Genomic DNA, 14,176 nt, shown 5'->3' on the forward strand with positions numbered 1-14,176 from the left:
GCACATTGACGCAAGTCATGTCCGGCCGCCCCCGTCTACTGTGGAGCGGCCAGCACCCTGATATCAGCCCAGCAAGCCATCCTGTTTCAGGACCTGGAAGGTGTCGTCGAGGGTCTTCTCGACGGTCTTCACGAGGAGATCCGCCTCTTCGTGCGTGAGCACCAGCGGCGGGGAGATGATCATGCTGTCGCGGACCGCGCGCATCACCATGCCGTTTTCGAAGGAAATGTCGCGGCAGAGGGTGCCGGCCGTGCCCGCGTCGCGGAACGGCTTGTGCGGATTGGTCTTGTTCGGCACCAGTTCCAGGGCGCCGAGGAGGCCGGTCATCCGCGCTTCGCCGACCAGCGGATGCCCGGCGAGCTTCAGCCAGCGCTCCTTGAGATAGGGGCCGATGTCGTTTTTCACCCGGCCGACAAGGCCTTCTCGCTCGATGATCTCCAGATTGGCGAGTGCCGCCGCCGCGCAGGCCGGATGGCCTGAATAAGTATAGCCGTGGTAGAACTCGCCGCCGGCAAGCATCAGCCCTTCGGCGACACGGTCGGACACCATAACGCCGCCCATCGGCAGGTAGCCGGAGGTCAGCCCCTTGGCGATGGGCATCAGGTCGGGCTCCATGCCGTAGTAGCCTGACCCGAACCATTCGCCCATGCGGCCGAAACCGCAGATCACCTCGTCGGAGACGAACAGGATGTCGCGTTCCTTGAGGATACGGCGGATTTCCGGCCAGTAGCTGTCGGGCGGAATGATGACGCCGCCGGCGCCCTGGACCGGTTCGGCGATGAAGGCCGCGATCTTGTCCTCGCCGATCTCGTCGATGGCCTGTTCCAGTTTCCGGGCGGTGAAAATGCCGAATTCATCCGGATCCATCTCATGGCCTTCGCCGAACCAGTAGGGCTGGTCGATGTGATATACGCCGGGAATCGGCAGGTCGCCCTGGGCGTGCATGGCCTTCATGCCGCCGAGGCTGGTGCCGGCCAGCGTCGAGCCGTGATAGCCGTTCCAGCGTCCGATGATCCCCTTTTTGTCCGGCTTGCCGAGTTTGTCCCAATAGGTGCGCACCATGCGGAACACGGTGTCGTTGGCCTCCGAGCCGGAGGAACAGTAAAATACCCTGTTGATGTGAGCGGGCGCGAGGCTGGCGAGCTTTTCGGAAAGCGCGACGGCGGGCGGATGGGTCGTCTTGAAGAAGGTGTTGTAATAGGACAGCTCGACCATCTGCTTGTGCACGGCGTCGGCGATCTCAGTGCGCCCGTGGCCCACCTGCACGCACCACAGGCCCGCCATGCCGTCGAGGATCTTCTTGCCTTCCGAATCCCGCAGCCACACGCCGTCGGCGCTGGTGATGATCCGGGTGCCTTCCGCGTTCAGCGACTTCATGTCGGAGAAGGGATGCCAGTGGTGGGCGGCGTCAAGGTCCTGCAGGGCCTTGGTCGGATAGACGTTGGAATGGGCCGTCATGGCGGAAGCTCCGGATAGAGTTGAACGGGATCAGACGTTGAGCAGGAGGTATTCCCGCTCCCAGGGGCTGATCACGGACATGAATGTTTCGAATTCTTCGTATTTGATCGCCCGGTAGGTGGCGACGAACTTCTCGCCGAAAACCTCGATCATCTCTTCGGCTTTTTCGAATTTTCCGAGAGCCTCGGGCAGGCCGCGCGGCAGGGATCTGGCCCTGTCGGTACAGTCGTCGGCCTTCGGGGCGTCCGGCTTCAATCCGTTGACGATGCCAAGGTAGCCGCAGGCCAGGCTTGCGGCGATGGCCAGATACGGGTTGGCGTCGGAGCCCGGAATGCGGTTTTCCAGCCGCCGGGCCTGGGCGTTGGAATAAGGCACGCGCAGCCCCACGGTCCGGTTGTCGTATCCCCAGTAGACGTTGACTGGCGCGGTCGAGGTTTTCGAGAACCGCCGGTAGGAGTTCACGAAAGGCGCCATGATGCAGCTCACCTTCGGCAGATATTTCTGGTGGCCGGCGATGAACGAGAGAAAAAGCGGCGTTTCCTCGCCGTTTTCTCCGGCGAATATGTTCAGTCCGGTTTCCTTGTCGATCACCGACTGGTGGATATGCATGGCCGAGCCGGGCTGGTTCGACATGGGCTTGGACATGAAGGTGGCATACATTTCATGCCGCAGCGCGGCTTCACGGATCGTGCGCTTGAACAGGAAGACCTGGTCCGCCAGGGCCAGGGGATTGCCGTGGCGCAGGTTGATCTCCATCTGCGCGGCGCCTTCCTCGTGGATCATGGTGTCGATCTCGAGGCCCTGCTGTTCCGACAGGTCGTAGATGTCGTCGATAAGATCGTCGAATTCATTCAGCGCGGAAATGGAATACGACTGGCGGCCGACTTCCGGACGTCCGGAGCGGCCCCGCGGCGGCTCGAGCGGGTAGTCCGGGTCGGTGTTGGGCCGCACCAGGTAGAACTCGATTTCCGGGGCAATGACCGGTTCCCAGCCCTTGTCCTCGTAGAGTTTCAGGATACGCTTCAGAACATTGCGCGGGGCGGTTTCAAGCGGATCGCCTTCGCGCGTATAGGCATCGTGAATGAGCTGGGCCGTCGGATCGGTTTCCCAGGGAACCGTGGTCAGGGTGCTGTAGTCCGGCCGGAAATACAGGTCGCCATCCGTGGCGTTGTGCTGGAACCGGTCATCGTCTTCCGGATAGTCTCCCGAAATCGTCTGCGCGAAGATGGACGCCGGCATGGTCATCACCGGGCCGGAAAAGAACTTTCCGGTCGGCATCATCTTGCCGCGCGCGACACCGGCGATATCGGGAACGATGCATTCGATGTCCTGAATGTTGCGCGCATTCAGCCATTCCCGCGCGGCATCGACATCCGGCACACCGCGCAGGCTGTCCGACGGGCTCTGGATTTCACTGGCAGGCGTGTCTGCGGTCACGGGAGGCTCCAATTGTTAGGCACCGGGAAAGGAAAACGGTTCGGGACGATGGCCGATCACCAATCCTGTGTCCGGTGCCTTTGCAGGCAGCAGGATTTTGTGATCACAAAATGACATGAGATGGGGAAGGGATCAACAGGCTCATGTACCGGCGAGAATTTCCTTCCCCAACAGACCCATGCCTTCGGAGATATCGGCGGCGATGGCGGAGCGCAAGGCTTCTTTGTCGCGCAGTTCCACCGCCCGGATGGCTTCCTTGTGCCGGTCCACCAGGCTGGCCGTGCCGACCCGGCCGTAGACCGTGCGCATGAAGGGGGCGAATTGCAGCCACAGGCTGTCGATCAGGGGCAGCAGGACCTTCGAGCCGGAGGCCCGGTAGATGCTGAAATGAAAGGCGTGGTTCAACCGCATATAGGCTTCCGCATCACCGCTGATGAGGCGATCGTCGATGTCGTTGTCGATGGATTGCAGGTTGCCTGCATCGCCGGGGGTCAGGTGGGGGAGCGCCAGTTCGGCAAGTTCCGGCTCCAGCAGCAGGCGCGCCTTGAGGACCTCGTCGAAACGGGCGGGCGTCATGTCCGGCACCTGAACCCGGCCGTTGGGTTTGACTTCCAGGGCATTTTCCGCAGCAAGCCGCTGGAGAACCTCGCGCACCGGCATCGGGCTCACGCCGAGTTCCGTCGCAAGTCCCCGGATCGTCACCGCTTTTCCGGGAATGAAGCGCCCTGTCAGCAGACCTGCCCGGATCGCCGCGTCCACCTGTTCGCGGGTCGCGCCGCGCGACGGAGTGTGACCGGCCTCAGGCTTTGTCGGTCCGGATTGCAGAGCGGAGCGCCGGAGGGGCAATGACGTGATCCTCGAACAGTTGAAAGACCGATTTGTGTGATCCGCCTTGACAGGCTGAAGCGAAAGTGATCACATTTTTGGAAAGCAAGCAAACAAAAGCGGACTGCCCGTCGCCGATAGCGTTCCGGTCAGGGCCAGCCGATACAGGGGCAAACAGACTCTCAATGAACGAGCTTCCCCACCAGACTCTTGAACATCCCGCCGAACCCGGATGGAAGACGGACTTCGACGCCTTCATGGCCGAGCATCCGGACCTGGACACACTGGAAGTTGTCCTTCCCGATACCAACGGCGTCCTGCGCGGCAAATGGCTTCCCGGCACGGCGCTGCCGAAGGTGTTTGAAGGCGGCGTCGCCTTTCCCTATTCGCTTTTCGGGCTGGATGTCTGGGGCCGCGAGGTCGAGGCCACCGGCATGCATCTGGAAACGGGCGACAAGGACGGCGTCTGCTGGCCGATCCCGGAAACCCTGAAGCTCGTGCCGTGGACCGACCGCAAGACCGCCCAGGTGCTTCTGTCCATGTACGACAGGGACGGGCAACCCTTTCCCGCCGATCCGCGTCACGTTTTGAAGACCACGGTGGACCGGCTTAAGGAGGAGTTCGGTGTCACCGCGACCTGCGCCTTCGAGCTGGAATTCTACCTCTTCGAGGAAAGTGACGGCGACTGGACGGAGCAGCCCAAACCGCTGTTTTCAACCCATCTCGGTCCCGCCCGCCAGAACATGTACGCGCTCTCGGATCTGGAGGCGTTGCTGCCCGTGGTCGACGATCTGCGCAGGGCCTGCGAAGCCCAGGGCATTCCGGCCGATGCCGCCGTGTCCGAAGCTGCCCCGGGCCAGTTCGAACTGAACCTGCACCACCGGCGCGACCCGCTGCTGGCGGCCGATGACGTGGTGCTGCTGCGCCGGCTGGTGGCGGGCGTCGCCCGCAAGCACGAGCTCAAGGCCTCCTTCATGGCCAAGCCCTTCGTGCAATGGCCGGGCAACGGCATGCATGTGCATGTCTCCATGGAGGACGACAACGGCAATCTGTTCGCCGATCCGGACAAGGGAGGCGAACAGCTCGGCTACGCCATCAACGGCCTTTTGAAGACCATGCCGGAGGCGTTGCTGCTGTTCATCTCCACCTTCAACGGCTTCCGCCGCATGCAGCCGGGGTCCTATGCACCGGCTTCGATCTGCTGGGGCTATGACAACCGTTCGGTCGCCCTGCGCGTTCCGGCCTCCACGCCGGAGGCGGCGCGCGTGGAACACCGGATCGCCGGTGCCGACGCCAATCCCTATCTGGTTCTGACGGGTGTTCTGGAGGGGATGATGGAAGGCCTGCGGCTGAAGAAGGACCCGCCGGCTCCGGTCACCGGCAATGCCTACGAAAAGCGCAGGAAGCGCCTTACGCCCTGGATGGACGAGGCCATCGATGCCTTTGAAGCCTCCAAGTTTATGAAACAGGCCGTGGGCAAGGAAATGCACAAGGTGCTGACCGAGATCAAACGGGAAGAACTGAACGAATTCGGGCGGGAGATTTCCTCCCTGGAACGTCGGACCTATTTGTGATGCAGCGGCTGCCCAAAATCGGCGCTGGACAAAAACCCGGCCCGTCGTCAAAGTTCGGGAAAGACAAGTCAAGACAAGCGGCTAAGGCCGATTGAAATCAACGAACATGACCACGATCAGGTCACCGCAAATCTCTGAAGGGGAGTTTCAAAAATGTCATTGAAATCCATGTTGACCGGTGTTGCCGCACTCAGCCTGCTGAGCGGTGCCGCAATCGCCCAGGATCGGGAAGTCAGGGTCTATAACTGGTCCGACTATATCGACGAGTCGATCCTGGAGGATTTTACCAAGGAAACCGGGATTGAGGTCGTCTACGACGTCTTCGACAGCAACGAAGTGCTGGAAACCAAGCTGCTGGCCGGCGGAACCGGCTACGATATCGTCGTGCCGACCGGGACCTTCCTTGCCCGTCAGATCCAGGCGGGCGTGTTCGCCGAACTCGACAAATCCAAGCTGCCCAATCTGTCCAACATGTGGACGGACATCGAGGAACGGGTTCAAAAATACGATCCCGGCAATGCCTATTCCATCAACTACATGTGGGGCACCACCGGCATCGGCTACAACGTCGAAAAAGTGAAGGCCGCCCTCGGCGAGGATGCGCCGGTCGACAGCTGGGACCTGTTCTTCAAGCCGGAGAACATGGAGAAGCTGAAGGATTGCGGCGTCCATGTTCTGGATGCGCCGACCGAAATGTTCCCGGCCGCGCTCAAATATCTCGGGCTGGACCCGGACAGCAAGGACCCGGCGGATATCGAAAAGGCGGGCGACCTGCTCAAGACCATCCGTCCCTATGTGCAGAAATTCCATTCTTCCGAATATATCAACGCGCTGGCCAATGGCGACATCTGCCTGGCGATCGGCTGGTCCGGCGACGTTCTGCAGGCCCGTGACCGGGCGGCGGAAGCCAACAACGGCGTGACCGTGGAATATTCCATTCCCAAGGAAGGCGCGCTGATGTGGTTCGACCAGATGGCGATCCCGGCCGACGCGCCGCACAGCGACGAAGCGCATGAGTTCCTGAACTACATCATGCGGCCGGACGTCATGGCCAAGGCTTCCAACTACGTCTATTACGCCAATGGCAACAAGGCGTCCCAGGAACTCCTCAACGAGGACGTCATCGGTGACCCGGCGATCTATCCGAGCGAGGAGGCGGTGAAGAACCTTTACACCGTGACCTCCTATCCGCCGAAGGTGAACCGGATTGTCACCCGCACCTGGACATCGGTGAAAAGCGGCCAGTAGGTCCTCAAGGCACGGCCGGGCTTTCACGGCAGAGCCCGGCCAGTTACTTGAATATTCTCTTAGGGGCGGGGGATTGTTTTGGCGAAGAAATCGATAGGGCCTGTACGCCGGGAATACGCCCCCTGGGAAATGCCGGACCATCCGCCCTTCATTGAGTTCCGCGATGTCACCAAGAAATTCGGCGACTTCACCGCGGTCAACAATCTCTCCCTGAAAATCTATGAACGCGAGTTTTTCGCGCTGCTCGGCGGCTCCGGTTGCGGCAAGACGACCCTGATGCGCATGCTGGCCGGGTTCGAAACCCCGACATCGGGACAGATCTTTCTGGACGGGCAGGATCTTGCCGGTATTCCGGCCTTCCGGCGTCCCTCCAACATGATGTTCCAGTCCTATGCGCTTTTTCCGCATATGAGCGTCGAGAAGAACATCGCCTTCGGCCTGAAACAGGACAAGCTGAGTGCTTCGCAGGTCAGCGACCGCGTCGAGGAGATGCTGCGCCTGACTAAGCTGGAACAGTTCGCCAAGCGCAAGCCGCATCAGCTTTCCGGCGGCCAGCGTCAACGCGTCGCGCTGGCCCGCTCCCTGGCGAAACGGCCCAAGGTTCTGCTGCTGGACGAACCGCTGGGCGCGCTCGACAGAAAGCTGCGCGAGGAGACCCAGTTCGAGCTGATGAACATTCAGGAAGAGTTGAAAACCACCTTCCTGATCGTCACCCATGACCAGGAAGAGGCGATGACGGTCGCCGACCGGATCGCGGTGATGGACAAGGGCGAACTGGTCCAGGTGGCGACACCGGCGGAAATCTACGAAGCGCCGAATTCCAGGTTCGTGGCCGATTTCATCGGCGACGTGAACCTGATCGAGGCCACGGTCTCGCAAAAATCCGCGTCGGGCACGCGGCTTGAGTCAGTCTGCGAAGGCCTCGCCATCGAGACCGACCAGGAAACGGATGCCGGCATAGGCGACAGGGTCTGGTATGCGATCCGGCCCGAAAAGGTCCGCATCGCGCACGGCCGCCGTGACGAGGACGCCACCAACCAGATCAACGGTCTCGTCTGGGATATCGCCTATCTCGGCGATGTTTCCATCATCCATTCAAAGGTCGGCGAGGCTGAAAAGGACAACATTTTGCGGGCCACCTTCGCCAATGTCTCGCGCATGGTCGAAAATCCCATCACCTGGGATGACGAGGTGGTCCTTGCGTTCGACCGCGACGCCGGCGTCATTTTGAGGGGGTGAGAGAACGATGGACGAACCCGTCCCCGTAAAGAGAACCCTTGGAGGCTGGACGCTGATCGCGGTGCCCTATGTCTGGCTGCTGATCTTCTTCCTGGCGCCGTTCCTGATCGTCTTCAAGATTTCCCTCTCGCAGATAGCGGTCGCCATTCCGCCTTATATCCCGACCTTCGATCTTGCCTCCGGCTGGCAGGCCTTCATCGAAAACCTGGGCGAACTGTCCGTCGAGAACTATCTCTGGCTGACCGAAGACGACCTCTACTGGAAATCCTACATATCCTCGGTCGTCATAGCCGGCATCTCGACCTTCCTGACATTGCTGATCGGCTATCCGATCGCCTATGGCATGGCCCGCAGCCCGCAGTCGCTTCGCCCGACGCTGCTGATGCTGGTGATCCTGCCGTTCTGGACCAGCTTCCTGATCCGCGTTTATGCCTGGATCGGCATCCTGAAGAACGAAGGCCTGCTCAATCAGCTTCTGCTGGCCATCGGTGTCATCGACGAGCCCCTGGTCATCCTCAACACCAACATCGCGGTCTATATCGGCATCGTCTATTCCTACCTGCCGTTTCTGGTCCTGCCGCTATACGCCAGCCTTGAACGGCTCGACGGCAGCCTGCTGGAAGCCGCCGAGGATCTCGGCTGCCCGCCCTGGCTGGCCTTCTGGAAAATCACCCTGCCTCTGTCGCTTCCCGGCGTGATCGCCGGCTGTTTCCTGGTCTTCATTCCCGCCGTCGGCGAGTTCGTCATTCCCGATCTGCTCGGCGGTTCCGATACGCTGATGATCGGCAAGACGCTGTGGACCGAGTTCTTCAACAACCGCGACTGGCCGGTCTCTTCCGCCGTTGCCGTGATCCTGCTGATGATCCTGGTGATCCCGATCGTGCTCTTCCAGAACCAGCAGCAGAAAATTGCGGAGAAAGAGGCATGACGCGCGGCCCGACCTGGTTCAATGTCACATCGCTCGTCGTGGGCTTTTCGTTCCTGTATCTGCCTATCGTGCTCCTGGTGATCTACTCCTTCAACAAGAGCCGGCTGGTCACGGTCTGGGGCGGGTTTTCGGTCGAATGGTACGTGTCGCTGCTTCACAACGAGCAGCTTCTGGACGCGGCCTGGGTGACGCTCAGGGTGGCTTTCGTCTCCGCCAGCGTCGCGACGGTGCTCGGCACCGCTGCGGCCCTGGTTCTGGTGCGCTCCGGCCGCTTCATCGGACGCTCGCTGTTCTCCGGCATGATTTTCGCGCCGCTGGTGATGCCCGAGGTCATACTCGGCCTGTCGCTGCTGCTGCTGTTCGTGGCCATGGACCAGTCGCGGGGCTTCTGGACCGTGATCCTGGCGCATACCACCTTCGCCATGTGCTACGTGGCCGTCGTGGTGCAGTCGCGGCTTGTGGGCTTTGACAAGTCCATCGAGGAGGCGGCGGAAGATCTCGGTTGTCCGCCGGTCAAGACCTTCTTCCTGATCACCTTGCCGATCATTCTGCCGGGCGTCGTTGCCGGCTGGATGCTGGCCTTCACCCTGTCTCTCGACGATCTGGTGATCGCCAGCTTTACCACCGGACCGGGGGCGACGACCCTGCCGATGAAGATCTATTCCCAGGTCAGGCTGGGCGTGACGCCGGAAATAAATGCCGTCTGCACCATTCTCGTTGTCCTGGTCACCATGGGCGTGATCGCCGCTTCCCTCGCGACCCGGCGGCAGCAGGTTCAAAAGGAACGCGACGAGCGGACGGCGTTCGGGGCTGAGGGGTGACCGGTCCTCATATGTACTGGAAATCAGGTGCTTGGCGGCCTGAAGAGATAAATTAGCAGCCAGACCGGCACGACAATGAAGGCTCCGAGGATCATGTTCGGGATCGCCCAGTCGATGAAGAGATTGAGATAGATCCACAGCGCCATGGGGCTGAGGCCGACAAAACCCAGGATGTCTTCCGCGGAAATGTCGATAAGTGACAGCCCGGCGCCGACAAGCAGCGATATGACCGCGATCTTGATAATTGTCGACAGGAACTGGTACACGGGCTGCGGTATCTTTCTTGATGTCGTTCTTTGCCGGATAAAAAACGTCATACCATATTCAGCCCGGCAGAAAACCGCCAAGACGCCGCCGGTGACGGTTCAAACCGCGGGGAATTACGATGGGCTGTGCTGCTGACGGTGCGCTCATGTTTTTCGCTGCATTGCATCAATGAGATCTTGACCGGAGAGGGGCAAGCGGTAAATGTGCCGCTCATGCGCCTGATACCAAGGATCGTAATCAACGTTCCTTGGTATAACGACACGGATTGGGAGTAACACATGAACAAAATCTACCCGGATGCGAAGGCGGCCTTGGAGGGGCTCACCTTTGACGGCATGACGGTGATGGCCGGCGGGTTCGGTCTTTGCGGTATTCCGGAAAACCTGATCGTCGCGCTTCGCGATTCCGGAGCCGGCGACATCACCGCCATTTCCAACAATGCCGGAGTGGATGATTTCGGGCTCGGCCTTCTGCTGCAGACACGCCAGATCAAGAAAATGGTGTCGTCCTATGTTGGCGAGAACGCCACCTTCGAAAAGCAGTACCTGAACGGTGAGCTGGAACTGGAATTCAATCCGCAGGGTACGCTTGCGGAACGGATCCGCGCCGGAGGCGCCGGCATTCCCGGGTTCTACACCAAGACCGGTGTCGGCACGCTGATCGCGGAAGGCAAGGAACACAAGGATTTCAACGGCGAAACCTACATCCTGGAAACGGGCCTGATCGCCGACGTTGCGCTGGTCAAGGCCTGGAAGGCCGACAAGGAAGGCAATCTTGTCTACCGCAAGACCGCGCGCAACTTCAATCCGATGATGGCGACGGCGGGCAAGACCTGCGTGGTGGAAGTGGAAGAGGTCGTCGAGATCGGTGAACTCGATCCGGACAACATCCATACCGCCGGGATCTTCGTAGACCGCATCATCGTCGGCAATCCTGAAAAACGCATCGAAAAGCGCACCACGCGCGCAGCCTGAGGAGGACGCATCATGGCCTGGACACGTGATGATATGGCAAAGCGCGCCGCGCAAGAGCTTGAAGACGGCTTTTATGTGAACCTGGGTATCGGCATTCCGACCCTGGTGTCGAACTATATTCCCGACGGCGTTCATGTAACCCTGCAATCGGAAAACGGCATGCTCGGCATGGGTCCGTTCCCCACGGAAGATGAAGTCGACGCCGACCTCATCAATGCGGGCAAGCAGACCATCACCGAACTGCCGCAAACCAGTTATTTCTCCTCCGCCGACAGCTTCGGCATGATCCGTGGCGGCCATATCGATCTGTCGATTCTCGGCGCCATGGAAGTTTCTGAGAACGGCGATCTGGCCAACTGGATGATCCCGGGCAAGATGGTCAAGGGCATGGGCGGCGCCATGGATCTGGTCGCCGGCGTCAAGCGCGTCGTGGTGATCATGGACCACACATCCAAGGCGGGGGATCCGAAGCTCCTGAAGGAATGTTCTCTTCCCCTCACCGGCGTGAAATGCGTCGACCGGATCATCACGAATTTCGGTGTGTTCGACGTTGCCGACGGCGGCCTGAAGGTCGTCGAACTCGCGCCGGACGTGACGCTGGAAGACGTGAAGCAAGGCACTCAGGCCAACCTGATCTAGAGGGTGTCGCGTTTGAGCGGATTCATGGTTTCAGGAAGACGCCCGAGGCAGCGTTTGCATTGCAAATGCGTCCGGGCGATTTCCTGAATTCAATTTAACGCGACATGCTTTGGCGTATCTTGTCAGCGTGCAAGTGAACGCGGGATATTCCGAGAAATTCAGCAAGTTATCCTGAAACGGAAATTGCGGAACCGCCATTCGGGGCGCCGGTGTCTGTCGCCGGCGCCCTTTACGTTTGCTGCGGTGCGGAAAAACCGGTTTGAAAAAATTTAGGAAATGACGGGCAAGGACCCTGTAGGGAGACCCCCATGTCTCGAATTGGCACTAATGGTTAAATTTACTGATAAAAAATGCACGTTTATTAACGGATTAGATTGAGAAAAAGACCAATAAAAACAGTAAATTCTGGACTTTTCCTTTGGTGCCGGGCGTGTAAAGCTTTACTGGCTAACAAATTGCGTAGTGTTTACGATTTCTCCAGGCCGATTTGCAGGGGGATCAACTTGCCCTCAAGAATTGTCGTGTAACCTCCGGGCGTATTCTCAGGGGGTGTCGCGTGCCTGGAACGCCAAGGACAGTCACAAAACTCATCGAAGTCCTGTCGTCCTGGCTTCCCAGTCTCCGGACCCGCTTCGTGCTGCTTGTCGCGGGTCTGTTCGTGGCACTTTCCGTCGTCATGATCATGGTGGCGAGCTATCTGGATCTGAAGGACGAGGAGCAACGGGTTGTCTCCGACGCCAGGGCGATCGGCGCGACCGTCAGCCGCCTCGCGGTTCCGCATCTCACCAATCATCATTATCTCATTCTCGAGCAGGAACTTGAAAGCATCGCCGCCAGCGGCGTGGTGGAACTGGCACAGGTTCTCGATCCGGCCAGGGCCGTGACCATCGACAGCGATCCGGCGACCAGTTATTTCGACGATCTGGAAACTCTGCCGCTGGTGCAGATGGCGTTCGATACCGGTATCGAACAAACGCACCAGTCCAGGAAGGGCGTCGAAATAGCATTGCCCGTAAGGGACATGAAAGACGATCAGGTCCTGGGCGTTGCATATGTCTCCGTGACGCGAACGTCCGTGGACGGGATCCTGTTCGCCATCTGGGGCAGGAACATTGTCATCACGCTGGTACTGCTGGTGTTCTGCGTACCGGTCACTTTCCACTTCGCGGAAAACTTCGTCAGGCCGATCAAGGAACTCACCCAGACGGCGCATACCGTCAGTGCCGGCAATTTCGATGCGCCGTTTCCGGTCGAACGCACGGACGAGATCGGTGTTCTGGCCCGGGCCTATCGCGACATGGTCGCCACCATCCGCAACAACATGGCCCGGATCCACGAACTGGCCTACGTGGACCCGGTCACCCGTCTGCCGAACCGGGAAAGCTTCCGCCAGCACTTTAACGGCAACATGACCGCGCCGGACGGCAAGCCGAACCGGATGTCGGTTCTGTTTGTCGATCTGGATCGCTTCAAACGCATCAACGACAGCTATGGTCACGACCATGGAGACGCGCTTTTGAAGGAGGTGGCGGCGAGATTGCGCGGTCTGCTGAACACGGTCTGTCACCCGCTCGAGACCGCAATCGGTTCCGGCTCCACCGCGGACGCGGTGGGGCACGGGCCGGCGGGATTGTCCCCGCTGGTGGCAAGACTGGGAGGCGACGAGTTTGCCATCGTCATGCCTGAGGGAAAATCGGCAACCGATATTCGCACCCTGGCCGAAGATCTCGTGCAATGCGTGGAACAGCCGCTGGAGATCAGTGGTCTCACCATGGCCGTCGGCGCCAGCATCGGCGTTTCGACTTATCCCGACGACGGCGAAGACTATACGGCCATCCTGAAGAACGCCGATATCGCCATGTACGCCGCCAAGCGGACCGGGGGCAATCGTGCCTGCTTCTACAACGAGATCGAAAGCGATACCCGCGCCCGCGAGCGCATCCGCCTGGAAGCGGAACTGAAGACGGCGCTTCTTCGCGACGAGATCAGGATCGTCTTCCAGCCGAAAATCGATTGCGCCTCCATGAAGGTGGTCGGCGCCGAGGTGCTGGCCAGGTGGGATCATCCCGAACGGGGCATGCTGGCACCCGGCTGTTTCATCGATGTCGCCGAGGAGAGCGGCCTGATCGCCAAACTGGGTGACCGGGTCATGGAACTTGCCTGCCTGCAGGGCCGTGCCTGGCTGGATCGGGGCCGGTCGATGCCGATCGCCGTGAACGTCTCCATTCGGCAGCTTGAAAAACCGGGCTTTACCGCGCGTGTTCTGGAAATCCTGAACTTTACCGGCTTTCCGGCGGAGCTGCTGCAGTTTGAGGTCACCGAAACCGTGGCGATGGCGGATCCAGAAGGGGTTTCGCAGACCACGAAACCCCTTCTGGAGGCGGGTATAACTTTTGCCATTGACGATTTCGGGACCGGCTATTCCAGCCTGGCGCATCTGCAGCGCCTGCCGTTCAACACCTTCAAGATCGACCGCAGCTTCATCAGCCGTCTGGCGGCGGATCATCACAGCCGCTCGATTGTCCAGACGATCATCGCGATGGCAAAGAGCCTCAACTACGAAGTGGTCGCCGAAGGCGTGGAGACCGAGGAACAGCATGTCTTCCTGAAGGAACACGGCTGCACCACCGCTCAGGGTTTCCTCTTTGCCCGCCCGATGCCCGCGGACCGGTTCGAAAGCTGGTCAAGGGGATTTCTGCAGCCCTTGCCTTCCGCCGCGGACCGCGGGAACACCGGTCGGACAGGGTCGCATTTCGCGGCCTGATA

General features: G+C 60.1%; 12 protein-coding genes. 8 read left to right on the forward strand and 4 right to left on the reverse strand.

Annotated features, from left to right (window positions below):
- Positions 1 to 63: 63 nt before the first annotated feature.
- The 3 genes from CLV41_RS05215 to CLV41_RS05225 form a co-directional block, all read right to left on the reverse strand.
- The gene (locus CLV41_RS05215; protein WP_103221143.1) at positions 64 to 1,458 is read right to left on the reverse strand and encodes an aspartate aminotransferase family protein; all 1,395 of its coding nucleotides are present in this window, start codon (positions 1,456 to 1,458) and stop codon (positions 64 to 66) included.
- Between the two features lie 30 nt (positions 1,459 to 1,488).
- Entirely contained in the window at positions 1,489 to 2,895 is a 1,407-nt protein-coding gene (locus tag CLV41_RS05220) for a glutamine synthetase family protein (RefSeq protein ID WP_103221144.1), read from the reverse strand.
- 141 nt (positions 2,896 to 3,036) lie between these two features.
- The gene (locus CLV41_RS05225; RefSeq protein ID WP_208987278.1) at positions 3,037 to 3,741 is read right to left on the reverse strand and encodes a GntR family transcriptional regulator; all 705 of its coding nucleotides are present in this window, start codon (positions 3,739 to 3,741) and stop codon (positions 3,037 to 3,039) included.
- Between the two features lie 164 nt (positions 3,742 to 3,905).
- Between CLV41_RS05225 and CLV41_RS05230 the strand changes: the two genes are divergently transcribed.
- The 5 genes from CLV41_RS05230 to CLV41_RS05250 all read left to right on the forward strand — a co-directional run bounded on the left by CLV41_RS05230 (position 3,906) and on the right by CLV41_RS05250 (position 9,530).
- Positions 3,906 to 5,294: a glutamine synthetase family protein gene (locus CLV41_RS05230; protein ID WP_103221145.1), complete on the forward strand. Its 1,389-nt coding sequence runs from the start codon at positions 3,906 to 3,908 to the stop codon at positions 5,292 to 5,294.
- A gap of 153 nt (positions 5,295 to 5,447) precedes the next feature.
- Entirely contained in the window at positions 5,448 to 6,542 is a 1,095-nt protein-coding gene (locus CLV41_RS05235; RefSeq protein WP_208987279.1) for a polyamine ABC transporter substrate-binding protein, read from the forward strand.
- A gap of 129 nt (positions 6,543 to 6,671) precedes the next feature.
- Entirely contained in the window at positions 6,672 to 7,781 is a 1,110-nt protein-coding gene (locus CLV41_RS05240; protein ID WP_103221147.1) for an ABC transporter ATP-binding protein, read from the forward strand.
- Positions 7,782 to 7,788: 7 nt separating this feature from the next.
- Complete coding sequence (locus tag CLV41_RS05245; protein WP_103221148.1) at positions 7,789 to 8,709, forward strand: ABC transporter permease subunit; 921 nt, start codon at positions 7,789 to 7,791, stop codon at positions 8,707 to 8,709.
- Entirely contained in the window at positions 8,706 to 9,530 is an 825-nt protein-coding gene (locus tag CLV41_RS05250; RefSeq protein ID WP_103221149.1) for an ABC transporter permease, read from the forward strand. Before CLV41_RS05245 ends, CLV41_RS05250 begins: the two co-directional genes overlap by 4 nt.
- A 23-nt stretch (positions 9,531 to 9,553) precedes the next feature.
- Here CLV41_RS05250 and CLV41_RS05255 read toward each other — a convergent pair whose 3' ends face one another.
- Positions 9,554 to 9,847, reverse strand: coding sequence for a DUF6460 domain-containing protein (locus tag CLV41_RS05255; RefSeq protein ID WP_235867058.1), 294 nt, complete (start codon positions 9,845 to 9,847; stop codon positions 9,554 to 9,556).
- 228 nt (positions 9,848 to 10,075) lie between these two features.
- Between CLV41_RS05255 and CLV41_RS05260 the strand changes: the two genes are divergently transcribed.
- The 3 genes from CLV41_RS05260 (at position 10,076) to CLV41_RS05270 (ending at position 14,174) form a co-directional block, all read left to right on the forward strand.
- The gene (locus CLV41_RS05260) at positions 10,076 to 10,771 is read left to right on the forward strand and encodes a CoA transferase subunit A (protein ID WP_103221151.1); all 696 of its coding nucleotides are present in this window, start codon (positions 10,076 to 10,078) and stop codon (positions 10,769 to 10,771) included.
- A 12-nt stretch (positions 10,772 to 10,783) separates the two neighbouring features.
- Positions 10,784 to 11,410: a CoA transferase subunit B gene (locus CLV41_RS05265; RefSeq protein WP_103221152.1), complete on the forward strand. Its 627-nt coding sequence runs from the start codon at positions 10,784 to 10,786 to the stop codon at positions 11,408 to 11,410.
- 556 nt (positions 11,411 to 11,966) lie between these two features.
- A complete protein-coding gene (locus tag CLV41_RS05270) occupies positions 11,967 to 14,174 on the forward strand; it encodes a putative bifunctional diguanylate cyclase/phosphodiesterase (protein WP_103221153.1) in 2,208 nt (735 codons plus the stop codon).
- The last annotated feature ends 2 nt before the right edge of the window (positions 14,175 to 14,176 follow it).

The organism is Roseibium marinum, assembly GCF_002906165.1.
Lineage (GTDB): Bacteria > Pseudomonadota > Alphaproteobacteria > Rhizobiales > Stappiaceae > Roseibium > Roseibium marinum.